Annotated in this window: 22 protein-coding genes; 11 read left to right on the forward strand and 11 right to left on the reverse strand. The window is 69.8% G+C overall.

Translation table 11 applies throughout. The features are described 5' to 3' along the window. Window positions 1–10 precede the first annotated feature (10 nt). Together ACFQMF_RS01830 and ACFQMF_RS01835 are read right to left on the reverse strand one after the other, a co-directional pair. Window positions 11–1393 carry an APC family permease gene (locus tag ACFQMF_RS01830; protein WP_256407413.1) on the reverse strand — a complete coding sequence of 461 codons (1383 nt, stop codon included), beginning with the start codon at window positions 1391–1393 and terminating at the stop codon, window positions 11–13. 124 nt (window positions 1394–1517) lie between these two features. Continuing rightward, window positions 1518–2384 carry a hypothetical protein gene (locus ACFQMF_RS01835; protein WP_256407414.1) on the reverse strand — a complete coding sequence of 289 codons (867 nt, stop codon included), beginning with the start codon at window positions 2382–2384 and terminating at the stop codon, window positions 1518–1520. Between the two features lie 247 nt (window positions 2385–2631). Between ACFQMF_RS01835 and ACFQMF_RS01840 the strand changes: the two genes are divergently transcribed. From ACFQMF_RS01840 to ACFQMF_RS01850, 3 genes are all read left to right on the forward strand, one after another. Continuing rightward, the gene (locus ACFQMF_RS01840) at window positions 2632–3762 is read left to right on the forward strand and encodes a tRNA (guanine(26)-N(2))-dimethyltransferase (RefSeq protein WP_256407415.1); all 1131 of its coding nucleotides are present in this window, start codon (window positions 2632–2634) and stop codon (window positions 3760–3762) included. 63 nt (window positions 3763–3825) lie between these two features. After that, on the forward strand, window positions 3826–5142 hold the full coding sequence (locus tag ACFQMF_RS01845) for a YihY/virulence factor BrkB family protein (RefSeq protein WP_256407416.1): 1317 nt from the start codon (window positions 3826–3828) through the stop codon (window positions 5140–5142). 3 nt (window positions 5143–5145) lie between these two features. Further along, window positions 5146–6162, forward strand: coding sequence for a phosphatase PAP2 family protein (locus ACFQMF_RS01850; RefSeq protein WP_256407417.1), 1017 nt, complete (start codon window positions 5146–5148; stop codon window positions 6160–6162). 38 nt (window positions 6163–6200) lie between these two features. Here ACFQMF_RS01850 and glnA read toward each other — a convergent pair whose 3' ends face one another. Further along, complete coding sequence (gene glnA / locus ACFQMF_RS01855) at window positions 6201–7568, reverse strand: type I glutamate--ammonia ligase (RefSeq protein ID WP_256407418.1); 1368 nt, start codon at window positions 7566–7568, stop codon at window positions 6201–6203. A 126-nt stretch (window positions 7569–7694) separates the two neighbouring features. Here glnA and lrp point away from each other — a divergent pair, with 126 nt between their 5' ends. Then, on the forward strand, window positions 7695–8156 hold the full coding sequence (gene lrp, locus ACFQMF_RS01860) for an HTH-type transcriptional regulator Lrp (RefSeq protein ID WP_092566218.1): 462 nt from the start codon (window positions 7695–7697) through the stop codon (window positions 8154–8156). Window positions 8157–8158: 2 nt separating this feature from the next. Here lrp and ACFQMF_RS01865 read toward each other — a convergent pair whose 3' ends face one another. Further along, complete coding sequence (locus tag ACFQMF_RS01865; RefSeq protein ID WP_256407419.1) at window positions 8159–9382, reverse strand: phosphoglycerate kinase; 1224 nt, start codon at window positions 9380–9382, stop codon at window positions 8159–8161. A gap of 115 nt (window positions 9383–9497) precedes the next feature. Then, on the reverse strand, window positions 9498–10550 hold the full coding sequence (gene gap, locus ACFQMF_RS01870; RefSeq protein WP_256407420.1) for a type I glyceraldehyde-3-phosphate dehydrogenase: 1053 nt from the start codon (window positions 10548–10550) through the stop codon (window positions 9498–9500). Between the two features lie 164 nt (window positions 10551–10714). On the opposite strand from gap, the gene ACFQMF_RS01875 reads away from it, so the two are divergent. After that, entirely contained in the window at window positions 10715–11092 is a 378-nt protein-coding gene (locus ACFQMF_RS01875) for an Hsp20/alpha crystallin family protein (RefSeq protein WP_092566213.1), read from the forward strand. 87 nt (window positions 11093–11179) lie between these two features. On the opposite strand, the gene ACFQMF_RS01880 is transcribed toward ACFQMF_RS01875, so the two are convergent. Together ACFQMF_RS01880 and eif1A are read right to left on the reverse strand one after the other, a co-directional pair. Further along, window positions 11180–12112, reverse strand: coding sequence for an ATP-grasp domain-containing protein (locus ACFQMF_RS01880; protein WP_256407421.1), 933 nt, complete (start codon window positions 12110–12112; stop codon window positions 11180–11182). A 74-nt stretch (window positions 12113–12186) separates the two neighbouring features. Then, window positions 12187–12477, reverse strand: coding sequence for a translation initiation factor eIF-1A (gene eif1A / locus ACFQMF_RS01885; RefSeq protein ID WP_094527997.1), 291 nt, complete (start codon window positions 12475–12477; stop codon window positions 12187–12189). Between the two features lie 138 nt (window positions 12478–12615). On the opposite strand from eif1A, the gene ACFQMF_RS01890 reads away from it, so the two are divergent. Next, complete coding sequence (locus ACFQMF_RS01890; protein WP_092566207.1) at window positions 12616–12861, forward strand: hypothetical protein; 246 nt, start codon at window positions 12616–12618, stop codon at window positions 12859–12861. A 34-nt stretch (window positions 12862–12895) separates the two neighbouring features. Here ACFQMF_RS01890 and ACFQMF_RS01895 read toward each other — a convergent pair whose 3' ends face one another. Further along, entirely contained in the window at window positions 12896–14653 is a 1758-nt protein-coding gene (locus ACFQMF_RS01895; RefSeq protein ID WP_303654640.1) for a cryptochrome/photolyase family protein, read from the reverse strand. Between the two features lie 76 nt (window positions 14654–14729). Here ACFQMF_RS01895 and ACFQMF_RS01900 point away from each other — a divergent pair, with 76 nt between their 5' ends. From ACFQMF_RS01900 to ACFQMF_RS01910, 3 genes are all read left to right on the forward strand, one after another. After that, complete coding sequence (locus tag ACFQMF_RS01900; protein WP_256407423.1) at window positions 14730–15707, forward strand: aldo/keto reductase; 978 nt, start codon at window positions 14730–14732, stop codon at window positions 15705–15707. 118 nt (window positions 15708–15825) lie between these two features. Continuing rightward, a complete protein-coding gene (locus tag ACFQMF_RS01905; RefSeq protein ID WP_256407424.1) occupies window positions 15826–15981 on the forward strand; it encodes a hypothetical protein in 156 nt (51 codons plus the stop codon). 110 nt (window positions 15982–16091) lie between these two features. Then, a complete protein-coding gene (locus ACFQMF_RS01910; protein ID WP_256407425.1) occupies window positions 16092–16580 on the forward strand; it encodes a hypothetical protein in 489 nt (162 codons plus the stop codon). 490 nt (window positions 16581–17070) lie between these two features. Here the strand turns inward: ACFQMF_RS01910 and ACFQMF_RS01915 are convergent, their stop codons facing one another. Beyond that, window positions 17071–20238, reverse strand: a complete 3168-nt coding sequence (locus ACFQMF_RS01915; protein ID WP_256407426.1) for an adenosylcobalamin-dependent ribonucleoside-diphosphate reductase — start codon at window positions 20236–20238, stop codon at window positions 17071–17073. Window positions 20239–20671: 433 nt separating this feature from the next. On the opposite strand from ACFQMF_RS01915, the gene ACFQMF_RS01920 reads away from it, so the two are divergent. Beyond that, window positions 20672–20911, forward strand: coding sequence for a hypothetical protein (locus tag ACFQMF_RS01920; protein ID WP_256407427.1), 240 nt, complete (start codon window positions 20672–20674; stop codon window positions 20909–20911). A 63-nt stretch (window positions 20912–20974) separates the two neighbouring features. On the opposite strand, the gene ACFQMF_RS01925 is transcribed toward ACFQMF_RS01920, so the two are convergent. Together ACFQMF_RS01925 and ACFQMF_RS01930 are read right to left on the reverse strand one after the other, a co-directional pair. Beyond that, on the reverse strand, window positions 20975–23242 hold the full coding sequence (locus ACFQMF_RS01925; protein WP_256407428.1) for a CDC48 family AAA ATPase: 2268 nt from the start codon (window positions 23240–23242) through the stop codon (window positions 20975–20977). Continuing rightward, window positions 23239–23535, reverse strand: a complete 297-nt coding sequence (locus ACFQMF_RS01930; protein ID WP_256407429.1) for a DUF7127 family protein — start codon at window positions 23533–23535, stop codon at window positions 23239–23241. Before ACFQMF_RS01930 ends, ACFQMF_RS01925 begins: the two co-directional genes overlap by 4 nt. Before the next feature lie 256 nt (window positions 23536–23791). On the opposite strand from ACFQMF_RS01930, the gene ACFQMF_RS01935 reads away from it, so the two are divergent. Beyond that, window positions 23792–24577 carry an alpha/beta fold hydrolase gene (locus ACFQMF_RS01935; RefSeq protein ID WP_256407430.1) on the forward strand — a complete coding sequence of 262 codons (786 nt, stop codon included), beginning with the start codon at window positions 23792–23794 and terminating at the stop codon, window positions 24575–24577. The last annotated feature ends 341 nt before the right edge of the window (window positions 24578–24918 follow it).

Genomic DNA, 24918 nt, shown 5'->3' on the forward strand with positions numbered 1-24918 from the left:
TCGCCGCCCCTCACTCCGGCTTCGTCTGGGTGACCCCGTCCTCTTCCTCGCCGCGACGGGCGCGGAGGATCGTCCCGATCGCTCCGGTTCGGTCGGTCCGGGACCGGCCGTACGCGAGGTAGACGAGCGCGCTCCCGACGATGATCCCGACCGCCCCGAGGATCGGGACCGCTCCCATCTGCGTGAGCAGGGCGAGCCCCGCGAGGAAGCCGAACACCTGGACGAACGGGTAGCCGGGCGCCGTGAACTCCGGGTCGTACGAGGGCGCGTCGGCGACCCGAAAGGCGACGAGCGCCATGTTCTCGAACGAGAAGACGAGGATCTGGAACGCGCTCGCCAGCTTCGCCAGCTCGATCACCGGGACGAATCTGATGAGGAGGACCAGCACGATCCCGGTGAGCAGCACGGCGTTCCGCGGCGTCTTGAACCGCGGGTCGATGGCCCGGAGCGCGGGCGGCAGGAGGTCGTCGCGGCTCATCGCGAGCGGGAACCGCGAGGAGGAGAGGACCCCGGCGTTCGCCATGCTCGTGAGCGCGACCACGGCGATCACGGAGATGAAGAGCACGCCGGCGCCGCCGAGGAGCGCGCCCGCGCCGTCAGCCATCGGCGTGAGCGACGCCGTGCCGCCCGGCCCGCCCGTCCGCAGGACCGCCGGGTCGCTGAGGCCGATGATCGCGCCGACCACCCCGATGTACAGGACCGTCATGACCGCCATCGACCCCAGCATCGCCCGCGGGAGGTTCTTCGCCGGGTCCTTCACCTCCTCGGCGACGCTCGCGATCTTCGTGACGCCGGCGTACGAGACGAAGACGAAGGCGGCGGCGGTGACGACGCCGACGGTCCCGTCGGTCCTGAACGGCGTGTAGCGCGCGCCGTCGGCGACGAGTCCCGCGTTGACGACGTACGCGACCAGCCCGGCGACGACGAGGGTGACGATGACCGCCTGGATCCCGCCGCTCATCTTCGTTCCCGAGACGTTCAGGGCGACGACGAGGACCGCGAGCGCCAGCGCGACGTACACCACCGCCCCCTGCGAGAGCGGCGCGAACAGCAGCAGGTACGCGCCGAGGCCGACGAGCGCGAACGAGCTCTTGAACACCAGCGAGAACCACGCCCCGATCCCGGCGATCGTCCCGAACAGCGGCCCGAGCGCCCGGTCGATGTAGAGGTACGTTCCCCCGGACTCCGGCATCGCCGTCGCCATCTCGGCCTTCGACAGCGCGGCCGGCAGGACGACGACCGCGGCCAGCACGTACGCGACGATCACCGCCGGTCCGGCCTTCTTATACCCCAGCGCCGGCAGCACGAAGATCCCGCTGCCGATCATCGCGCCCATGCTGATCATCATCGTCGGGTACAGCCCGAGACTCCGATCCAAATCGTGCTGGCCCATGCGTCCGGTATCGGGTAACGGCCGTCCGGATTTATGACCTTCGGAAAACTCAAAATAGCCGGGGCTAAATTACGCATTCAGGAAATCAAGAGCCGTCGCCGTCGGCCGTCCGTTCCGTCGGCGGCTACGTGTCGCCGCGCCGATAGTCGACGTCGCTCTCGTCTTCGGCGTCGTCTGCGTCGCCGTCTCGGTCTTCGGCGTCGCCTTCGTCGCCGTCTCGCTCTCCGTCGCCCACCTCCTCGTCGATCGTCTCCTCGACCTTCTCGGTAACCGTCTCCTCGACCTTCTCATCGACGGTCTCCTCCACTTTTTCGCCCACCGTCTCCTCGACGGTCTTCTCCACGGTCTCCTCGACCTTCTCGTCGACCGTCTTCTCGACCGTCTCCTCGACCTTTTCACCGACGGTCTTCTCCACCGTCTCCTCGACGGTCTTCTCCACCGTTTCGCCCACCGTCTCCTCGACCTTTCCGCTCACCTCCTCGCTGACGTCGTCGGCGACTCCGCTCACCTCCTCGTTGACGGTGTCGCCCACGGTCTTCTCGACCGTCTCTTCGACTTTCTCGCCCACCGTCTCTTCGACCTTTTCACCGACCGTCTCTTCGACCTTCTCGCCCACCGTCTTCTCGACTTCCTTGCTGACGGTCTCGCCGACGCTCTTCTCGACTTCCTTGCTGACGGTCTCGCCCACGCTCTTCTCGACCTCTTTGTTGACGGTCTCGCCCACGCTCTTCTCGACCTCTTTGTTGACGGTCTCGCCCACGCTCTTCTCGACCTCCTTGCCGACCTGGTCGGCGACCTCGCGCGTCATCCAGTCGGGGTCGAACCGGGCCATCTTCCAGACGACGTGGACGACGTAGGAGGCGAACACCCCGATCCCGAACGCCACCCCGACGTCGGTCCCGTTCAGCGTCGCGATGAGGACGATCGACAGGATGATCAGCGCGCCGTAGGCGAGGTCGGTGAGCGCGTCGACGCGGGCGGGGCTCACCATCGCCGATCCGCCCCCGCGGTCGCGTCGCGTTCGCGCGTCGGACGGCCGCTCCGGTCTCGGTCGAGCGTAGCGTGCATCAGTGTGTTCGTCTATCCGCGGTGAGGGGCTAAAAGCCCCGCTTCGCGGCCGCGCCGTTCGCGATCGCCGGAGCGATCGCGGAGGGGACCGGAGGAACCGCGAACGGGCGGTCGACGAGAGCGCTCCGGCGGAGCGCGGTCCTTTTGTGCCGGATGGCCGAAGCCGGGGCATGGACATCGAGGAGGGCGGGCTCACCGTCTCCGTCCCCGAGGCCCGCGACGGGGCCAGCGAGGGCACCGGCGGCGGGGTCTTCTTCAACCCGACACAGGAGCTGAACCGCGACGTCACCGTCGCGGCGCTCCGCGCGTACCGCGAGCGGGAGCCGCGCGCGGCGTCGTACCTCGACGCGATGGCGGCCTCCGGGGTCCGGGGAGTGCGCGCCGCCGCCGAGGGGTACGACGTCACCTGCGCCGACGTCGACCCGGACGCCGTCGACCTCGCGGCCGAGAACCTCGCCGCCAACGACCTCGACGGGGAGGCGGTCCACCGCGACGTCAACGCGCTGCTGTACGACGAGGGCCCGTTCGACGTCGTCGACCTGGACCCGTACGGGACGCCGATCCCCTTCGCGGACGCCGCGCTCGCGAACGCGCGGAACCTCGTCTGCGTCACGGCGACCGACACCGCGCCGCTCTGCGGCGCCCACCTCAACAGCGGGATCCGGAAGTACGGCGCCGTCCCGCGCAACACCGACTACCACCCCGAGATGGGGCTCCGGACGCTGATCTCCGCGCTGGTCCGCACCGCCGCGCGCTACGACAAGGCGGCGACGCCGGTCGTCTCGCACGTCTCGCGTCACTACGCGCGGACCTACCTCGAACTGGAGTCGGGCGCGCGAGCGGCCGACGACCGCGTCGCCGAGCTCGGCCACGTCGACAACTGCGAGGACTGCCTCTGGCGGGAGCCGACCCGCGGGCTGATCGCGGACCCGGTCGACGCGTGCCCGGAGTGCGGGAGCGACCGCGTCCTCACGGCAGGTCCGATCTGGCTCGGCCCGGTCGCCGACGCCGACTTCGCCCGCGCGGTCCGCCGCGAGGTGTCCGACGACATGGGCGAGGCGAAGCGCGCCCGCGAGCTGCTCGGAACCGTCGCGCGCGAGCTCGACACGCCGACGCATTACGACCAGCACCGGCTGTACAAGCAGTGGGGCGAGCCCGCCATCGGCATGGACGAGTTCGTCGACCGCCTGCGGGGCGCGGGGCACGAGGCCAGCCGCGCGCACTACCGCGGCACCGCCGTCAAGAGCACGGCGTCGATCCCCGAGATGCGGGCGGCGGTCCTCGGCGACGGGACGGCCTGACGGCCTCGTCGCCGTCTCGGCCGCACCGCCCCGCTTTTGTCGGCATCGCCCGAACCCCGGAGCGTGTCCCGACACTCGACCACCGCCTTCGGCGCGGCGCGGCGCGTCGTCGACGTCGCGCTCGACCGCCAGGTGACGTTCCTCGCCGCCGCCATCGCCTACTACGCGTTCGTCTCGCTGATCCCCGCGCTGCTGCTACTCGTCGTCGTCGCCACCGCCGTCTTCGGCGAGGTTATCGCCGCCGAGCTCGCGGCGTCGGCCGGAGGGTTCCTCACCCCCGCGGGCGAGGAGGCCGTCGTCGGCGCGATCTCCGCCGCGGGCGGCCGGACCGGCGCCGGCGTGCTCGGCGTGGCCGTCCTGCTCTGGTCGACCCTGAAGGTGTTCCGCGGGCTCGACACGGCGTTCGTCTCGCTGTACGGCGTCGAGGGGTCGCCGGACTTCCTGAAGCAGGTCACCGACGCCGCCGCCGTCGTCCTCGCGGTCGGCGTGGGGATCGCCGTCATGGTCGGCGTCGGCGCGTTCGTCGCGGCCGCCGACGCGGTCCCCGCCGCGGAGGCGGCCAGCATCCTCGCGCTGCCGGCGTTCCTCGCCGTCGTCTTCCTCCCGATGTACTACCTGCTCCCGCAGCCCGCGATCGGGGTCCGGGAGGCGTTACCGGGCGCGCTGATCGCCGCGGTCGGGTGGACGCTGCTGCAGGCCGGCTTCCAGGTGTACGCCGCGGGCGCCGCGCAGTACCAAGTGTACGGCGTCATCGGCGGGGTCCTGCTGCTCGTCACGTGGCTCTACCTCGCCGCGGTCGTCGTCGTGGTCGGCGGGGTCGTCAACGTCGTGTTGGCCGGGCGAGACGCGTCCGGTTCGCCGGGCGGCGTCGACTCCCGGACCGCCTCGGCCGCCGTCGGCCACGCCGCGGACCGGCAGTTACAACACGACCGCGGCCGACCCACGGGTATGAACGGCGAGTCGGACGGCGCTGACGACGCCGGCGACGAGGAGCGGCCGCAGGGGGCGCCGGACGTCGCGGCGCTGGAGGAGGAGGTCGGGCGGCTGCGGGCGGAGTTCGACGAGTTCGAGGACGACGTCGAGCGGCGCACCGTCGACAGGCCCGCGGTGGAGTCGGAGCTGAAACGCTACGTCCGGTCCCGGATGCGGCGCGGCCACGCCCGCGGGTGGGGACCGTACCTCGTGCTGCTGTACGGGACGGTGCTGATACTCGGCGCGTTCTCCTTCCTCGACGGGCTCTACGCCATCGCGGCGATGCTCGTCCTCGGGCTGTCGACGCTCGGGCTGTACACGCTCTTCATCCTCGTCGGCGTCGGCCTCAACCTGCTCGAAACGCCCGGGAAGGCGCTCGACTACGCCCGGGACCGGGGCGACGACTGAGCCGTGACCGGGCTCGTCTCCGCGGAGCGCGGGGTCGGCGAGACCGCCCTCGTCGACGCGCTCCCCGAGGTCGCCGTCGTCCTCTTCGCGGCCGTCACCCACCTCGCCGACCCGTGGTTCCTCTTCGGGCTGCTGGCGGTCGCCTACTGGTTCGCCGGCGATCGGCTCGCGGCCTCGCCGCGCCGCGCCGGCGCGACCGCGATCGCCGTCGTCACCTGCGCGTACGCCGCCGTCGCGCTCGGCAAGGCGTGGTTCGCCCTCCCCCGACCGCCGGGCGCGATGCCACCGGCCGACGTCCCGACGTGGCTTCCCGCGCTCCTGACCGGCTGGTACGAGGCGCAGGTGCTCTCGGACGGGTTCGGCTTCCCGAGCGGGCACGCGACTGGCGGCGCGGCGGCGTACCTCGCGCTGGCGCTCGTGTACGACCGGGCGTGGACCGGCGGGAGACGGCTGCTCGCGGCCGGCGTCGTCGCCGTCGCCGTGGCCGCCTCCCGGGTGGTCATCGAGGTCCACTACCTCGTCGACGTGGTCGCCGGGCTGGCCGTCGGCGCGGGAACCGTCGGCCTCGCGCTCTGGCTCGCCGGCGATCCGCGAGTCCGGAGACGGAGCGCCTCGCCGGCGGACCGGCGCGATCCGACGACCGAACTCGACCCCGCCCCGGCGTTCCTGCTGGCCGCGGTCGTCTCGCTCGCGGCGGCCGGCGTCGCCCTCGCCGGCGGACACACCGGCGAGGTCGTCGAGGCGGGGATCGGCATCGCCACGGGGGTCGGCGGCGCGGTCGGTTGGCGGCTCGTCGCCGGCGACGAGTCGTCGGTCCCGGTCGGGATCGCGGTCCCGGCGCTCGCCGTCACCGGCGCGCTCTGGGTGGGGGCGTACGCGCTCGCCGACTCGGTCGTCGTCACGCTGACCGCGACGACCGCGGCGGTCGTCGCCGTCGTCGCCCTGCCCGCGCTCCCGGAGCGGATCGGTGCGGTCCGTCCGGACCGCGACGCGGGCGGCTGGTCGGACGGAAATAACTGAGAAGGAGACGGGGATCGGCGACGCGGACGCGGACCGGCCTAGAACGTCTCGAGGTAGCGGTCCTCCTCCCACTCCGAGACCTGGGTGAGGTACTCGCTGAACTCCTGGGACTTCGCCTCGGCGAACTTGTCGGAGACGTGCGGCCCGAGCGCGTCGGAGACGACCTCGTCCTGCTCCAGCTCCTCGACCGCGGCGCCGAGGTTCGGCGGGAGCGTGTCGATGCCGTACTCCTCGCGCTTCGCGTCGTCGAACTCGTAGATATCCTCCTGGACCGGGTCGCCGGGGTCGGCGTCGGTCTCGATCCCGTGGAGCCCGGCGGCGATGAGCGCCGCGTAGCCGAGGTACGGGTTACAGGACGGGTCGGGGCTGCGGACCTCGAAGCGCGCGGAGACGCCCGCGGCGTCGGGGACGCGGACGAGCGCCGAGCGGTTCGTGTCGGACCACGCAACGTAGATCGGCGCCTCGTAGCCGGGCACGAGGCGCTTGTAGGAGTTCACGGTCGGGTTCGTGACGGCCGTGAACGCCTGCGCGTGGTTCAGAACGCCGCCCATGAACTGGTAAGCCGTCTCGCTCAGGTTGAACTCGTCGTCGTCGTCAGCGAAGGCGTTGTTGCCGTCCTCGTCGAACAGCGAGATGTGGCTGTGCATCCCCGAGCCGTTGATCTCGGCGATCGGCTTGGGCATGAACGTCGCGTGGAGGTCGTGCTGCTCGGCGACGGCGCGGACGACGGCGCGGAACGTGGCGATGTTGTCCGCCGTGCCGAGCGCGTCGTCGTACTTGAAGTTGATCTCGTGTTGGCCCTCGGCGACCTCGTGGTGGGAGGCCTCGATCTCGAAGCCCATGTCCTCCAGCGTGAAGATGATCTCCTTGCGGACGTCGGACGCGAGGTCCTTGGGCGCGAGGTCGAAGTAGCCGCCGTTGTCGTGCGGGATCGTCGTCGCGTTGCCGTCCTCGTCCTTCTCGAACAGGAAGAACTCCGGCTCGGGGCCGATGGAGACGGAGTACCCCATCTCCTCGGCGTCTTCGAGGACGCTCTTCAGCACCTGGCGCGGACCGCCGACGAACGGCTCGCCGTCGGTGTCGACGATGTCACAGATGAGCCGCGCCGCGCCCGAGTCGCCGTCGTTGCGCCACGGGAGCACCGCGAACGTCTCGGGGTCGGGGACGAGCCGCATGTCCGACTCCTGGATCCGCACGAACCCCTCGATGGAGGAGCCGTCGAAGTAGATCCCCTCGGTGAATGCCTTCTCCGCCTGGTGGGCGGGGACGGAGACGTTCTTCACGACGCCGAGGATGTCGGTGAACTGGAGCCGCAGGAAGTCGATGTTCTCCTCTTCGATCTCGTCGAGTACCGCCTGTTCTTCGGCCGTGAGGCCGCCGTCTGGTTTCGCGTGTTCGTCCGTCATGTTCTGGACGGTCTATTCGTTATCTGCCAGTATAAAGGCCTTATCGCTTGGCGCATGAACCGCCAGTGCGGCAATACTGCTGGACGTTCGTAAAATTATAAACCCCTGACGGCGTGGATAGGTGTGATGACGTACGAAAACCTCGACGCCAAGCTCGTCAACTCGCTTCTCAGTAACGGCCGCGCGAGCCTCCGGAGCCTCGGCGACGAGCTCGACGTGTCCGTGACCACCGTCTCGAACCACCTCCGAGACCTCGAAGACGAGGGCGTGATCCGCGGGTACACGCCCATCGTCGACTACGACAAGCTCGGCTACGACGTGACGGCCGTGCTCCAGCTGAAGGTGGAGGGGAGCGCGCTCCCCGACGTGACGGAGAAGCTCAAGGCGGAGAAACAGATGGTGAGCGTCTACGAGGTCACGGGCGACTACGACGTGATCGCGATCGGGAAGTTCACCGACACGGACGGGATGAACGACCAGATCAAGTCGATCCTCACCGACGCCGACATCCGCGAGTCGAACACGAGCGTCGTGTTGAACGCGGTCACCGAGAACGAGCAGTTCGACCTCGACCTCAACGAGGAGTAGCCCTACCGCCGCCCGGCCGCCGCCTCCAGGGCCTCCACGGCCGGGAGCGGCTCGCCCGTCAGCGCGCGGATGTACGCGCCGCCGGCGATGGAGACGTGCGAGAAGTCGTCCTCGCTCAGGCCGTACATCTCGATCGCCCGCGAGGTGTCGCCGCCGCCGACGACCGAGAAGCAGTCGGTCTCGGCGATGGCTTCGAGCACGCCGACGGTGCCGTCGGCGAACCGCTCGTCCTCGAAGACGCCGAGCGCGCCCTTCACGAACACCGCGTCGGAGTCGCGGATCGGGGGCTCGTAGTCGGCGACCGTCTCGGAGCCCACGTCGAGGTACCCCTCGGTCTTCTCGTCGATTTCGTCGACGGCGACCTCGGCGCGCCCGCCGTCCGGTCCCTCGTACGCGAGGTCGGTCGCGAGGCGGACCGCGTCGCCGCGCTCGGCGAGCACCGACTCGATCAGCTCGCGGTTCTCCGCCCACTGCTCGTCGAACAGGTCCATCTCGCCCACGTCGTGGCCGACCGGGTGGCCCGCGGCGCGGAGGAAAAGCTCGCCGGCGACGCCGCCGAGGAGGAACCGGTCGACCCGGTCGTCTAACGCGTCCATCACGCCGATCACGTCGGTCGCCTTCGTCCCACCGACGACCATCGTCACCGGGCCGTCGAACTCGCGGGTCGCGATGGCGGTGTTGGCCTCGTACTCCGTCTCCATCACGCGCCCGGCGTACGCGGGGAGCGCGAGCGGGAACCCGACCAGCGAGGCGTGCTCCCGGTGGGCCGCGGAGTACGCGTCGTTGACGTACGCGTCGAAGCGCGGGGCGAGCGTCCGGACGAACTCGGTCTTGGCCTTCTCTTCCGGTGATTCCTCCGGGAGCTCGTCCTCGCACATCCGAGTGTTCTCTAAGAGGAGCACCTCGCCCGCGCCGAGCGCGTCGATCGCGTCCAGCGCCTCGCCGCCGTAGGTGTCGGCGACGAACGCCACGTCGCGGCCGACGTGGTCGGCGAGGATCGCGGCGTGGCCCGCGAGCGACGTGAAGTCGTCGCGGCCGGGGCGGCCCTGGTGGGCCATGCAGACGACGCGGTGGCCCGCCTCGGCGAGCTCGCGGACCGTCTCCGCGTGGCGGTCGAAGCGGCGGTTGTCCTGCGGTTCTCCGTCCTCGATCGGGGAGTTGAGGTCGAGCCGGACGAGGACGCGTTTGTCTGCCGGGAGGTCGTCGATGGTGTCGAAGTCGGCCATGGATGGGTGGTCGTCGACGGGGTATTTAACGAGTGGTTCTCCGGGTGAACGTTGCCGTCGGGGCCCCGACCGGGGCGACGGCGTCGAGGGAGGCGCGTCGAGCGCGACCGGCCGCCTACGCCTCGTCGTGGACGTACGCGGCCATGTCGAGCATCCGGTTCGAGAAGCCGTACTCGTTGTCGTACCAGGTGAGCACCTTCAGCAGCTTCCCGCCGGCGATCACGTTCGTCGACCGGAGGTCGACGTAGCTGGAGAAGGGGAGCCCGACGATGTCGCTGGAGACGACCTCGTCGTCGGTGTAGCCCAGGACGCCCGCGAGCGGGCCGGAGTCGGCGGCGTCGCGGAAGGCGTCGTTGACCGCCTCGGCGGTGACGGTCTCGTCGAGGCTGACGACGAACTCGGTGATCGAGCCGCTCGGGACCGGGACGCGCATCGCCATCCCGTCGATCTTCCCCTCCAGCTGCGGGAGGACCTCCTGGGCCGCGCCGGCCGCGCCCGTCGAGGTCGGCACGATGTTCTCGGCGGCCGCGCGGCCGCGGCGCGTCTTCGCCTTCGGGCCGTCGATGAGGGCCTGCGAGCCGGTGTAGGCGTGGACGGTGGTGAGCGTACCGGCGTCGATGCCGAACTCCGCGTCGAGCACCTTCGCGACCGGCGTGATGGAGTTCGTCGTACAGGAGGCGTTCGAGATCACGTCGTCGCCCTCGTACTCGTCGTGGTTGACGCCGTAGACGAGCTGTTTGACCGGCTCCTCGCCCTTCGGCGGCGCCGAGATGATCACGGTGTCCGCGCCGCCGTCGAGGTGCGCGCTCGCGTCCTCGCGCGTCCGGAAGACGCCCGTACACTCTAAGGCGACGTCGACGTCGAGCTCGTCCCACGGGAGGTCCGCCGGGTCCTGCACGTTGTACAGCGGGACCGAGGTGCCGCCGATCGTCAGCGCGTCGCCCTCGCGCTCGACGCCGTCGAGCCGACCCATGACGGTGTCGTACTTCGCGAGGTACGCCATGTCGTCGAACTCCATCACGTCGTTGATCCCGACGAGCTCGGTCCGCGGCGACTCCAGCACCGCGCGGAACACGTTGCGCCCGATCCGCCCGAACCCGTTGAGCCCCACTCGAACGACCTCGTCGTCGCTCACGCCGTCGTCCGCTGCGAGATATGATTTACTCATATCCGAAAAAGGCGAGCCGCAGATACTTAAATCCGGGCGAGTCGCCCGCGAGATGGTCACTATCGTTCGATTTCGTTACGTCCGGTGTCGATCGCGACGGATCCCCGCCGGCCAAAACGGCGACCGACAGAAGGCTTATCGGGGTCACCACCCTCACGTCGAGTATGGACAGAGACGACCGTGACGATCCGTTCGGCGATTTCTTCGAGGAGATCGAACGGATGATGAACGAGATGGCGAGCGGCGAACCGGGCACCGAGGACGCCGGCTTCGGGTCGGCGACGCACGTGGACGCGTACGCCACCGACGACGGCGTGCGGCTCGTGGCCGACCTCCCCGCCGTCTCGAAGGAGGAGCTCTCCCTGCAGTGCGACGGCGAGGCGCTCACCATCTCCGCGGCCTCCGACCGGCGGGAGTACGACGAGACCGTCGACCTCCCGGTCCCCGTCGACGAGCACTCCGCGAACGCGACGTTCAACAACGGCGTCCTCGAAGTCTCGTTCGACCGCGACGACGACTCCGCCTCGATCGATCTGGAGTAATCGCCCCGCGTTCCCCGACCGCTCTCTCCTCCCCTGACCGCTCTGCTCCCCCGTCTACTCCCCGCTTCCCCGACCGCTTTCCCCCGCTCAGTCCTCGCTCCCGGCGGTCCGCTCGATGAGCCCCGCGAGCCGGTCGTAGAAGTCGGGCTCGTACTTCGTCGCCGCGTCCACCGTCGGCCGCGCGTTGGTCTCGCTGACGACGAGTCGGTCGTCCGTTTCGAGCAGGTCGACGCCGAGGTAGTCGATGCCGAGGGTCTCGGCCGCCCGCTCGACCAGCTCCCGCGCGCGCTCCGGGAGGTCGACGCCGGTCGCCTCGGCGCCGCGGTGGACGTTGTGCTTCCACCGGCCCCGCTCTCTGGCGTCCGCGGGGAGCTCCCGGCGCACCGCGCCGGCGTACGCGCCGTCGACGACCATCGCGCGGTAGTCGCGCGCGTCGGGGAGGAACTCCTGGATCAGGTACGACTTGTCGCCGGTCGCGCGGTAGTCGTGGACGAGGTTCAGGTAGTCGACGACGCCGAGCAGGGAGTCGAGGTCGCCCGCGGTCGCGACGCCGACGCCCCGCGTCGCGGAGTTCGGCTTGACGACGACGGGGTAGGAGAACCGGGAGACCGCGTCGGCCACGACCGCCTCGCTCACGGGATTCGACACCAGCGTCGTGCGCGGCGTCGGGAGCCCGGCGTCGTCGAGCGCGGCGAGCGCGCCCGCCTTGTTCCGCGAGGCGAGGACGGCGTCGCGGCCGTTCACCCACGGGACCGACAGCCGCGCGTCGACGACGGCGCCCTCCATGAGCCGGGAGGGGTAGACGAAGCCGACGTCGAAGCCGTCGAACTCGGCGTTCCCCTCGCTCCCGTCGCCGCCCGCGCCTCCGCCACCCTCGCCGAGCGCGTCGGCTTCGCCGCCCGAGACGCGGAGCGACCGCTCCTTCGCTCGCACGTGCTCGACCTCGATCCCGCGGTCCGCGAGCGGCTCGCGCACCCGATCGAACGTCTCCGCGTCGGTCGTCATCGCGAGCCGGAGCATACGCTCGTTCGGGGTCGTTCGGACTTAAAAACGGCGCGGCGGTCGGTGGCGGTTCGCTCCGCGCGCGGCCCGCGCTACTGCAGGTGACCTTCCTCGCGGAGCTGCTCCGCCTCGCTCTTCTCGTAGCGCCACGCGATGTCGCCCTTCTCGTCTTGCCAGTCCCACGGCTCGACGAGGACGATGTCGTCCTCGCGGATCCAGACCCGCTTCTGCATCCGCCCGGGGATACGCGCCGTCCGCTCCTTCCCGTCCGCACAGCGGACGCGGACCCGGTTCGCGCCGAGCATCTCGACGACCTCCGCGAACACCTCGTCGTCGTCGGGCATCCGGAGGTCGTTTCGACCGTCGCCGTCTCCGTTGCTCATGCGTACGCGGTGATACGCGCTCCCGGAAATAAAAGGGCCGCTCTCGCGCGGAAGCGCCCTTTTAATACACGACGCCGGGGACGCGGCGGTCCGCGCCGCACTCGAAAGAGTCATGTCCCGTGACCGTCGCGGGCCGATATGGTCGAAGCACCCGCGGTCGCGGTCGAACTCGCGGAACTCCTCGCCGTCGTCGTCGGGGCCGGCGCGGCCTCGGCGGTCGGCGTCGTGCTCGAACGGTTCGGACTCTCGGCGGCCGCCGCCGGCGACCTCGCGCTCGCGGCGTGGGCCGTCGCGATGGGACTGCTCGCGCTGTACGTCGGCGTCGTCGCGCTCGGCTACGAGCAGGCGCTCCCCCGGCTGCGGCGGCTCGCGGGCGGCGAGTAGGACCGCCGCGCCGTCGCGCCGACTCCCGATTCTCCTACAGCTCCCCGTCCGCCGCCAGCTCACGTACCGCCGCGGCCCGCTCGCGGATCGCGGCCCACTCCTCGTCGTCCTTGTCGTCGACGTGCGAGTACATCAGCCCCATCCGACCCGTCCCGCGGAGCGTCTCCTCGTTCTCCTTCAGGAAGTCCCAGTAGAGGGCGTTGAAGGGACACGCGCCCTCGCCCGTCGTGCGGGAGACGGCGTAGGGACACGACGCGCAGTGGTCGCTCATCCGGTTCACGTAGCTCCCCGAGGAGGCGTACGGCTTCGAGGAGAGCACGTCGGTGCCGAACGACCCCATCGCGACCACGTTCGGCGTCGTCACCCAGTGGTAGGCGTCGACGAAGCCGAGGTGGAACCACTCGTTCACCTCGGCGGGGTCGGCGCCGTAGATCAGCGCGAAGTTCGACAGCACCATCAGCCGCTCGATGTGGTGAGCGTAGCCGTGCTCGCGGACGTGGTCGACGGCCTCGGAGAGACAGGTCATGTCGGTGTCGCCGTCCCAGTAGGCGGGCGGGAGGTCCCGGGTCTGGTCCAACTGGTTGGCCGCCGAAAGCTCCGGCATCGCCTCGCGGTAGACGTGACGCGTGAACTCCCGCCAGCCGAGCACCTGCCTGACGAACCCCTCCGCGGCGTTGAGGGGGACCGGGGGGAGGTCGGCGTCTGAGTCGTCGCCGTCGACGCTCCCCTCGTCGCCGTCGACGCTCCCCTCGTCGCCGTCGACGCTCCCCTCGTCGTCGCCGAACGCGTCGAGGGTCGCCTCGGTGCCGCCCGCCGCGTCGCCGTCGGCCGGATCGTACGCCCCGGGCTCGACGCCGCGCTCCTCGTACGCCGCCTCGACCGCCCGCACCGGCTCGCGCGGGTCGAGCAGGCCGAGGTTGATCGCGGGCGACAGCAGGGAGTGCGAGAGGAACGGCTCGCCCGTCACCATGGCGTCCTGATACCGGCCGAACGAGGGAAGTCCATCGCGGACGAACCGGTCGAGGGCCTCGCGGGCCGCCGCGCGCGTGACCGGCCACGCGAACCCGTCGAGCGAGCCCTCGCCCCACGTGTCGAAGCGGTCGCGGACCCAGGCGTGGGTCTCGCGGGTGAGCCCGTCCGGCTCGAACCGCGGGCGCTCCGGCGGCTCCCAGTCGTCCGGCGGCGTTTCCCGGTTCAGGTCGTCGTAGTTCCACTCGCCGCCGACGGGATCGTCGCCGTCCATCAGCACGCCCGTCTCGCGGCGGACGTGGCGGTACCACCCCTCCTGTCGGTAGGTGCGTTCGGCGGTCCCGTCCCCGTCGAGGAGCGAGCCGCCGTCCCATCCCCCCTCGGGCTCGTCCGCCCACTCGCGCCAGTCGGTCGGCGTCGTCCAGAACAGCTCGTTCTCCGTCAGCTCCAGCGACCCGCCCCGCTCGTCGACGAGCTCGCGGAGGCGCTCGCCCGCGCCGTGGCTCGCGGGGCGCATCAGCCGGAGGCCGGGGTCGGACCGGTCGGCGAGGAACGCGTCGAGGCCCTCGCCGAACGACGCCGCCTTCAGGTACGTCACGTCGTGGCCGCGCTCGCGGAGCTCGTCCCGGAAGTGGCGCATCGCGGAGAAGACGAGCGTCAGCTTGTGGGCGTGGTACGGCTTCCGGTCGGCGAAGCCGTGCGCCTCGATCAGGAGCACCTCGCCGGCGTCGTCGAGGGCGTCGAGCTCGGGGTTGAGCTGGTCGCCGAGCAGCCACTGGATCGGTCGCTCGCTCACGTCGGATCGCACGGGCTCCGGAACCATAGCTCCGGTGGAGAGCGCGGGTCCGACGCCGCCCGCCCGCGGGTGGTTTTTTGTCCCGGCTCCGCCTGCCCGGCGTATGGAGTACACCACGCTCGGCGACACCGGCACCACGGTGTCGGAGATCTGTCTCGGCTGCATGAGCTTCGGCGACTCGGACTGGCGCGAGTGGGTCCTCGACGAGGAGGAGGGGAAAGAGCTCGTCGAGCGCGCGATCGACCTCGGCGTGAACTTCTTCGACACCGCCAACATGTACTCGAACGGCGAGTCGGAGCGCGTCCTCGGCGAGGCGCTCGACGGCTACGACCGCGACGAGTTCGTCGTGGCGACGAAGGGATACTTCCGGATGGACGAGTCGAATCCGAACTCGGGCGGGCTCTCGCGGAAGGCGATCGAACAGGAGCTATCGAACTCCCTCGACCGGCTCGGCACCGACACGATCGACCTGTACCAGATCCACCGCTGGGACTACGACACCCCGATCGAGGAGACGCTCGCCGCGCTCGACGACGCGGTCCGCCGCGGCGACGTGCGGTACGTCGGCGCCTCCTCGATGTGGGCCCACCAGTTCGCCGAGTCGCTGCACGCGAGCGACCGCGAGGGGTACGAGCGGTTCGCGGCGATGCAGAACCACTACAACCTCGCGTACCGCGAGGAGGAGCGCGAGATGCTTCCCCTCTGTGAGAAGGAGGGGATCGGCGTGATGCCGTGGAGCCCGCTCGCCCGCGGCTACCTCGCTCGGCCGCACGAGGAGGTCGACGCGACCCTCCGCGGGGAGACCGAGGAACACCTCTACGAACACCCGTACCGCGAGGGCGGCGGCCCGACGGTCAACGAGCGCGTCGCGGAGCTGGCCGACGAGAAGGGCGTGAAGATGGCCCAGATCGCGCTGGCGTGGCTGTTCCGCAAGGAGTGGGTCGACACGCCCATCGTCGGCACGAGCAGCGTCGAACACCTGGAAGACGCGGTCGAAGCGCTCGATATCGACCTCTCCGCGTCCGACGCGGAGTGGCTGGAGGAGCCGTACGAACCGGTCCGGGTCTCCGGACACGAGTGAACGGTCTCGGTGCGCGATCGATCACCCGTACCGGACTTCGCTCCCGCTCCAATCGCCTTTGTGGCGTTTTAGGGATATAGTGACAAGCTATTAGTGTGATAACTGGTGTCACGGAACTATGACCGACGACACGGAACGGTCTCCGGTCCCGTCGAGCACCGAGTACGCTCGCGGTCGGACGCGGTGCCCGAACTGCGGCGACCACGTCCCGGCGGTCGGCCGCGACACGGAGACGACGGAGTGCCCGAACTGTCACCGCCCGGTCCGCGCCTGACGCTCGGGAGGGCGTTCGCGGGGCGACCCGCGCACGAAACGACCCGATATAAACGCAGCGTCGAGAGCCGAGCAACAACCCTTTTCGGCCGGGCTACCGAACCGGACTCCATGGCAGACGACGAGACCGACGACGCCGACGCCGGCGGAGAACAGGGCGGTGACCCCTCCGGAGATCAGGGCGACGACGCCGCCGGGAGCCAGGGCGACGACGGCGGCGAGGAGAAGTCCTTCCGCGAGCGCGTCGAGGAGATCCGCGAGCGGCGCGAGCAGGAGCGCGAGGAGGGCGACCGTCCCGACCCGGAGGAGATGATGGGCGGCGGCGGTCCGGGCGGCGCCGGCGGTCCGCCGGGCATGGGCGGCGGTGGCGGCGGCGGCAACCCCTTCGCGCAGATGATGTCCGGCATGATGGGCGGCGGCGGTCCGGGCGGGGCCGGCGGTCCGCCGGGGATGGGCGGCGGTGGCGGCGGCCGCGGCGAGGAGGGCGGCGACCAGGCCGGCAACGAGGAGCTCGTGCGCGAGGTGCGCCAGCTCCGCGACGAGGTCCGCGACGCGACCCGCCAGCTCCAGCGCATCGCGCAGGCGCTCGAAGACGACTGACCCGGCGATCGCGACTCTGTTTCGTTTTTAATACGTCGAAGCGGTACGCTCGTCTCTCGATCGGTAGCGGAAGAGCGTGTTGCAGATCGACGGCAACGATTCCGTATTTAAATAACCGCGAGCAGCAACGACGATCTCTGATATACGGGTGTGCGGTGGCGCGTGCCTGCGAGGCCGCCTTGCGGCCGAGCAGCACCGCGTGAGGGAGTCGCTGGCGGCGATAGCCGCCAGCGACGAGGCTGGGGAGGGGTGAGGTGCGGTCGCCGTGTGGGTGGGACTCAAAGGGGCAACCGCGAGGACGCCGCAGGCGACGCAAGCACCGCAAAGAGCGAGTGAAACGAGTGACTGAGGAGCGTGGTTCGAGAGAGCGAAGCTCTCTCGTCATCACGAGACGCCTTCGGCGTCCTCGCGGTTGGGGCTTTGGAGGCGTTCAGGCCGGAAACGCGTAAAAATCGCACTGCAAGCGTCGAACGACCGACTCGCTACGCTCTCAGCACTCCGACCAGCCGCACGACTCGCACGTCTTGCAGCCCTCGGAGTAGTAGAGGTTCATCCCGCCGCAGTCGGGACACTCGGGCGACTCGCCCGCCGCGATGAGCTCCTGCATCGCGTCGTCGGCGCCGGCCGCGTCGTCCTCGGCCGCCGGGCCGGCCCCGTTCGCGCTCGGGGCGTCGGTCGCCGCGTCCGCGTCGACCGCGCCGACCGCGCCGCCGTCGGTCTGGCTCGTCGGCTCGCTCGCTAGGTCGCGTTCGACGTCGTCGAGGCTCTGCTGTTGGGGGATCCCCTTGTCGACGTCGTCGTCGAGGTAGCGGCGGAGCGCGGTGCCGATCGCGTCCGGGATCGACTGGATCTGCTCGCCCTTGTCCCAGGCGACCTTCGGGCTCCGGGTGCCCTGCAGCTCGTCGACGATCTCCTCGGGGTCGACGCCCGAGCGGAGCGCCGTCGAGATGACCTTCGCGAGCGCCTCGGTGAAGGAGTTGGTGTAGCCGCCGGAGTGACCGATGTTCGCGAACAGCTCGAACGGCAGGCCGTTCTCGTCCTCGTTGATGGTGACGTAGAGCTTGCCGTACCCCGTCTCGACGCGCTGGGTGACGCCCGACAGCGAGTCGGGCCGCGGGCTGCGCTCGCTGTAGTCGATGCTGGGCTGCTCGCTGGCTTCGAGCAGGTCCGAGATCTCCGCGTCGATCGCGGCCTGCACGTCCTCGTTGTCGAGGAACGCCTCGATGCCGCCGAACACCTCGCCGATCTGCTCGACGATCGCCTCGGCCGCCTCGCTCTCGTCGGCGAACTCCGTGTTCTTCGCGCGGGTCGTGAGCACCTGCTTCGAGCGGGTTCCGTCGCGGTAGACGGTGACGCCCTTCCCGCCGTGGTCGTAGATGTAGCGGTACACCTCCTCCATCTCCTCGGCGGTGGCGTCGTTCGGGAAGTTACACGTCTTCGAGATGGCGGAGTCGACGCCCTCCTGGCAGGCGCACTGGACCGACGCGTGCTGCTTGCCGGAGAGGTCGCCGGTGACGACGAACAGCTCGCCGATGGCGTCCGGCACGGTGTCGAGGCCGTCCACGCCGTCGAACTCGTTCGCGGCCATCTGCTCCTGGGCCTCCGCCTTGACGGCGTCGACGTCGACGTCGTTCTCCTCTAAGGTGCGCAGGAAGTAGTCGTCGAACTCGACGAGCATCTCGTCGCCCTGCACGTCGTCGGAGACGTTCTTGTAGTAGGCGACGTTGTAGATGGGCTCGCAGCCGCCCGTGGTGTTCCCGATCATCGACGTCGTGCCCGTGGGCGCGATCGTCGTCGTGTTGTGGTTGCGGATCGGGAAGCCGTCCGCCCACTCGTCGGCGTCGAGGCCGGTGTAGTGCTCGAACCACTCGCGGTACTCGGTGGGGTCCGCGTACTTCGACTCCTCCCAGTCGTTGAACGTCCCGCGCTCCTGCGCGAGCTCGTGGGAGGTCCGCTTCGACGCGTGGTTGATGTGGGTCATCAGCTGGCGGGCGACCTCGTTGCCCTCCTCGGTGCCGTACTGGATGCCGAGCTGGATGTACAGCTGGGCGAGCCCCATGATCCCCAGGCCGATCTTCCGCATGTCCCGGACCTTCTGCTCGATCTTGTCGACCGGGAAGTCGGACATCGTCACGACGTTCTCGAGGAAGCGCGTGCCGTAGTCGATCCGCTCGTCGAACTCCTCGAAGTCGATCGCCTCCTCGAGGAACGCCGACATGGCGGCCTCCTTCGACGCGTACTCGTCGGCGTGCTCCGCGGACCAGACGCGCCAGTCCGGCGCGTCCTGCGCCGCGAGCGTCGAGAGGTTGATGTGGCCGAGGTTACACGCCTCGTACTCCTCCAACGGTTGCTCGCCGCAGGGGTTCGTCGCGAGGATCCGGTGGTCGGGGTGCTCCTCGGTGTCGAACGAGTGCTCCTTGTTGACGCGTTCGAGGTAGATGACGCCCGGCTCGCCGTTCTCGTGGGCGCCCTCGATCATGTCGTCCCACAGCTCCTGGGCCGGGATAGAGAGCTCCTCGCCGACCTCGACGTGCTCGCCGAGGCCGAACATGTCGTAGATCTCCTTCGTCTCCGGCGTCGTAATGTGCGGCTCACCCGTGCGCGGGTTGGTGAAGGTGAACTCCTCGTCGTTGTACAGCGCCTCCATGAAGTCGTCGGTGACGCCGACGCTGATGTTGAAGTTCGAGAGGTGTCCCTCCACCGCGTTCCGGAGGTGCTCGGGGACCTTCCCGTCCTCGTCGATGAGGCCCCGGGCCTCCTCTAGCGCCTCCTTGAAGGAGTTGTGCGTGAAGTCGTCGGGGTCGTTCAGGCGCAGCGAGTGGGCCAGGGAGACGTCCTTGTTCTTCGCGTGGATGAACTGGATCACGTCCGGGTGCGAGACGCGCATCACGCCCATCTGGGCGCCGCGGCGCGCGCCGCCCTGCGCGATCGTCTCGCACATCTGGTCGAACGTCCGCATGAACGTGATCGGGCCGGAGGCGATCCCGCCCGTCGAGCCGACGGAGTCGCCGTAGGGGCGGAGCTTCCAGAACGCGTACCCCATGCCGCCGCCGGACTGGAACACCTCTGCCGCCTCCTTGGCGGTCTGGTGGATGTCGGTGATGTCGTCCGCGGGAGAATCGACGAAGCAGGCGGAGAGCTGCTGGAGCTCGTCGCCCGCGTTCATGAGGGTCGGCGAGTTCGGCATGAACGAGAGCGACTCCATCCCGTCGCGGAACCGGTCCGCGGTCGCCTCGACGTGGTCGCGCACGCTCTCGGGCAGCTCGGGGACGACGGTGTCGTACGCGAACTTGTTGACGTTGTGCGCGGTCAGCGTCGTCTCCGCGTCGTCCGCGGCGGTCGTGCCGGCGCCGAACACCTCTTCCGCGAGCTCGTCGCGCCGCGGGTGGTCGGGCTTCAGCTGGTCGGGCGTGACGGTGACCTCGACGCCCTGCTTCTCGGCCTCGAAGACCGCCTCCGCGAGCGCGACGTTGCGCGCGACGCGGTCGAACAGCTCCTCGGGGCTCTCGACGTTCTCGCCGTCCGCGTTCTTCCGGAGGTAGCGCGCGGGCAGGATGTTGTGGTAGGCGTTGGCCGTGAGGCGCTCCTCCATCGTCTCGCCCGTGGTTCGTTTGATCGGCAGTTCGAGTTCGTCGGCGGCGACGCCGTCGCTGCTCATTCGACGGCCACCCCGCTCGGTTGACGTGCGTTCTGGCTCATGTATGGTGTCTACGTACTGTCGCAGCAGGCCCTTCTGTGTTCCGCTCCCGGCCCGGATAGGTGGCTACCTGTTCGATACGATATGTAATTCCCGGTCCGCCTGTCTGACGCCGGATCAGATTACGTTACACTCGCACGTGTTCCGGACACATAAACATGGCCAGAGCGGAGTGAAACTGGTCGTTCTCGTGAGAAACCGACCGACGTGACGGCTCTCCCACCGGAACAAAAGGGGGGTTGATACCTCTCGATTTTGGGCGTCCTGTCCCGTGTTACCGCGATCGCGACCGCCAAACGGCCGACTCCTTCGGTCCGGTTCCGCAGTTTTCACCGGTGTACGTATCAGAATCCAATAACCGCGGACGGGCCCTCTCATTCTCCCCCACAAGCTTATGCCGGACGTGCTCGTGGGGCCGGACATGACCGCTTCGCTCGCCGCGTCGGTGTCGTCGCTGCCGCTTCAGGCCGGGCTCCTCGGGAGTCAGGCGGGACAGCTCCTCGTCGCGCTCGTCGCCGTCGCGCTCGTCATCGTCGTCGGCAAGTTCGTGCTGAAGCTCGCGTGGCGACTGGTCACGATCGGGATCGTCCTCGTCGCCGCGTTCTTCCTGCTGTCGACGGCGGGAGTGATCTGAAAAGACGCCGCGTCCGGGGCTGTCAGAGACCGACCGGGGAACGCCGGCGGGCCGACGCTCCGGCTACTGGAACGCGGTGCCGGGCTCGGCGTCCGCGCGGTCGACGTCCGACCGCTTGAACTGCTTCTCGATCTCCTCGTAGCGCTCCCGCGTCTCGGGGGTGACGCTCGGGTTCACCTCGCCGAGGGCGTCCTCGAAGTGCGCCATCGTCACGCGGACGTTGCCGACGGACTCGCCGACCTCCTCGCGCGGGACGCTCCCGATGAACTCCCGGGAGGCGTTCATCGACGCCTCGCGCGCGACCGCTTCGAGGTCGGCGCCGACGTACCCCTCGGTCTTCCGGGCCAGCGCGTCGAGGTCGACGTCGTCGGCCAGCGGCTTGTTCCGGGTGTGGACCTCCAGGATCTTCCGGCGCGCGTCCTCGTCCGGCACGGGCACGTGCACGTGGCGGTCGAGCCGGCCGGGCCGGAGCAGCGCCGAGTCGATGAGGTCCGGGCGGTTCGTCGTGGCGATGACGACGACGTCCTCCAGCGATTCGAGCCCGTCGAGCTCGGTCAGCAGCTGGGAGACGACGCGCTCGCCGACGCCGGAGTCGCCGGAGTTCTGGCCGCGCTCGCTCGCGATCGAGTCGATCTCGTCGAAGAACACGATCGTCGGCGCGTTCTCGCGGGCCTTGCTGAACACCTCGCGGACGCCCTTCTCGGACTCGCCCACGTACTTGTTCAGCAGCTCCGGCCCCTTGATCGAGATGAAGTTCGACTCGCTCTCGTTGGCGACGGCCTTCGCGAGCAGGGTCTTCCCCGTGCCCGGCGGGCCGTACATCAGGACGCCCTTGGCGGCCTGCATGTCGAGCTCCTCGAACACCTCGGGGTACTCCAGCGGCCACTGGATCGTCTCGCGGAGGCGCTCTTTGGTGTCTTCGAGGCCGCCGACCTGGTCCCAGCTGACGTCCGGGACCTCGACGAACACCTCGCGGAGCGCGGAGGGCTCGATGCCCTTCATCGCCTCCTTGAAGTCCGCCTCGGTGACCTGGATGGAGTTCAGCACGTCGGCGTCGATCTCGTCGCTTTCGAGGTCGAGCTCGGGGCGGATCCGGCGCAGCGCGTGCATCGCGGACTCCTTCGCGAGCGACTCCAGGTCGGCCCCGACGAAGCCGTGGGTGTTCTCCGCGTACTCGTCGAGGTCGATCCCGTCCACGAGCGGCATGTTCCGCGTGTGGACCTGCAGGATCTCCTTGCGCCCGTCGCGGTCGGGGACGCCGACCTCGATCTCGCGGTCGAAGCGCCCGCCGCGCCGGAGCGCGGGGTCGATGGCGTCGACGCGGTTCGTCGCCCCGATGACGACGACCTCGCCGCGGTCTTCGAGCCCGTCCATCAGCGAGAGCAGCTGGGCCACGACGCGCCGTTCGACGTCGCCGCCGGCCTCCTCGCGCTTGGGCGCGATCGAGTCGAGCTCGTCCATGAAGATGATCGAGGGCGCCTCCTCGGAGGCCTCCTCGAAGATCTCGCGGAGCTGCTCCTCGCTCTCGCCGTAGTACTTCGACATGATCTCCGGGCCGGAGATGTTGTGGAAGCTGGCGTCGATCTCGTTGGCGACGGCCTTCGCGATCAGGGTCTTCCCCGTGCCCGGCGGGCCGTGCAGGAGGACGCCCTTCGGCGGGTCGATGCCGAGCCGCTTGAACAGCTCCGGGTGCCGCATCGGCAGCTCGATCATCTCGCGGACCTGTTCGAGCTCGCCGTCGAGCCCGCCGATGTCCTCGTAGGTCACGTCGGGGCCCTCGCTGGCGCCCTCGCCGCTCCCGCTCCGCTCGGCGAGCTCCTCGGCCGGGACCTCGGAGATCTCGATCTCGGTGTCGTCGGTGATGACGACCGTCCCCGACGGGACCGTCGAGGCGACCTTCATCGGCACCGCCTGCGACTGGCCGCCCATCAGGCCGAAGCCCATCGACGTGCGGATCGTCTGTCCCTCGGTCACCGGCTGGCCGGAGAGCTTGTCGCGGATGAACGGGGCGATCTGCCCGCGTACCCGAAGCTGGCTCGGGAAGGCGATCGTGACCGACTCCGCCCGCGAGACGTCGACCGACTCGACCGTCACGCGGTCGTCGATACCGACGTTCGCCTCCTGGCGGAGCCGCCCGTCGATGCGCACGACGCCGGTGCCGTCGTCCTCGGGGTAGCCGGGCCAGACGCGGGCGATCGCGGCCCCGTCCGACCCCTCGACGCGGACGATGTCGCCGCCGGAGAGCCCGAGCTCCTCGGCCGCGACGCGGTCGATCGCCGCGAGGCGGCGACCGGCGTCCTTCTGCTTGAGCGGTCTGACGGTGAGCTTCATCGCTCGCCCTCCGCCGTGTCGCCCTCGGTGGCCTCGTCTCCGTCCGCGCCGCCTTCGACCGTGACGACGCCGTTCGCGACCGCGCTCGACGCGGCCGGGCCCGGCAGTTCGAACTCCGACTCGACCGGCTCGCCATCGCCCTCGACGACGACGATCGCCGTCTCGCCGACCGTGTCGACGCTCACGTTCGCGGCGTCGGCGCCCAGATCGGCGGCGACGATCCACCCGTCCTCGTACTCGAACCGGCGGAGCAGCGGACCGTCGCCGGTCGATCGGGTCTGTTGGTGATTCATGCTAACTACAAGTTAGGCGCGAGGGTATATAAATACGTCGCTAAAAATCGCATGACGTGAGATATCGCGAGCGTATCGGTAGTGTTGCGGTTCGGGCCGCTTTCGGACGGAGACCGGCCGCCGACTTACCCTCGGGTGACGGCGTCCGCCGGACGGTTAGTGTCCGCCGAATGGTCAGCGTCCGCCGAATGGTCAGCGTCTGCCGAATGGTTAGCATCCGCGGGACGTTTATCACCTCCCGCGCGGGACGGCGACCATGCAGCGGGTCACCCACGACGGCCGCGACACCGCGTACCGGGTCTCCGACCGGGGCGGCGACGGCCCGACGGTCTGCTTGGTTCACGGGAGCGGCGGGAGTAAGGACGTCTGGAAGGCGCAGGCGCGCCTGAGCGACCGGTTTCCGGTCGTCGCGCTCGACCTCTCCGGGCACGGCGACAGCGACGACGTCGACGCGCCGCCCGGCCCCGAGACGCTCGACGCGTACGCGGACGACGTCGTCGCCGTCGCAGAGGCGACGAGGGCGACCGTCCTCTGCGGGAACTCGCTCGGCGGCGCCGTGGCGCTGTGGATCGCCTTGGAGCGCGAGCTCCCGCTCGACGGGCTCGTCCTCGCGGGCACGGGCGCGAGGCTCGCGGTCGCCGAGCCGCTGCTGGACGCGCTCGCGACCGACTTCGACCGGGCGATCGACCTGCTCCACGGGCCCGACCGCCTCTTCCACGACGCGCCCCCGGAGTACGCCGAGTTCTCGCGCGCCGGCATGCGCGAGTGCGGCCGCGCGGTCACCGAGCGCGACTTCCGCACCTGCCACGCGTTCGACGTGCGCGACCGGCTCGACGGGGTCGCGGCGCCGTCGCTCGCGGTCGTCGGCGAACACGACGCCCTCACGCCGCCCGAGTACCACGACTACCTCGCGGACCGGATCGGCGACTGCGAGCGCGCGGCGATCGAGGGCGCCGCGCACCTCGCGATGCTCGAACGCCCCGCCGCGTTCAACGCGGCGCTCTCGTCGTTCCTCGGTCGCCGCTCGGAGGGATCCGAGTAGCGGCGCGAGCGGTCGACGATCGATCGGTGACTTCGAAGCCGCGGGTAGCGGGGCGCGAGGGTCGGATCCGGGGGGAACGCCCCGCCGCGAAACGAGTGGATCGGACAGATTGCGGTCGCACGGTACCGCCGACGGTCGATGGGGACGTGATCTGGTCTCGGATGTCGTCGGTACTCACCTCGTGGTCCGTGTTACCATCTACCAATACATAAACCGTTCGCCGCCGGCTCTCCCCCGATGGAGTCCCCGTCCGGGCAGTCGCGCCCGCCGCCGAGACGATCGCGTCCGTTCCCGACGCGTTCCCGGCCGTCGACACGCTTTTGCGACGCCCGGTCGACCGT

The organism is Halorubrum rutilum, assembly GCF_042665015.1.
GTDB lineage: Archaea > Halobacteriota > Halobacteria > Halobacteriales > Haloferacaceae > Halorubrum > Halorubrum rutilum.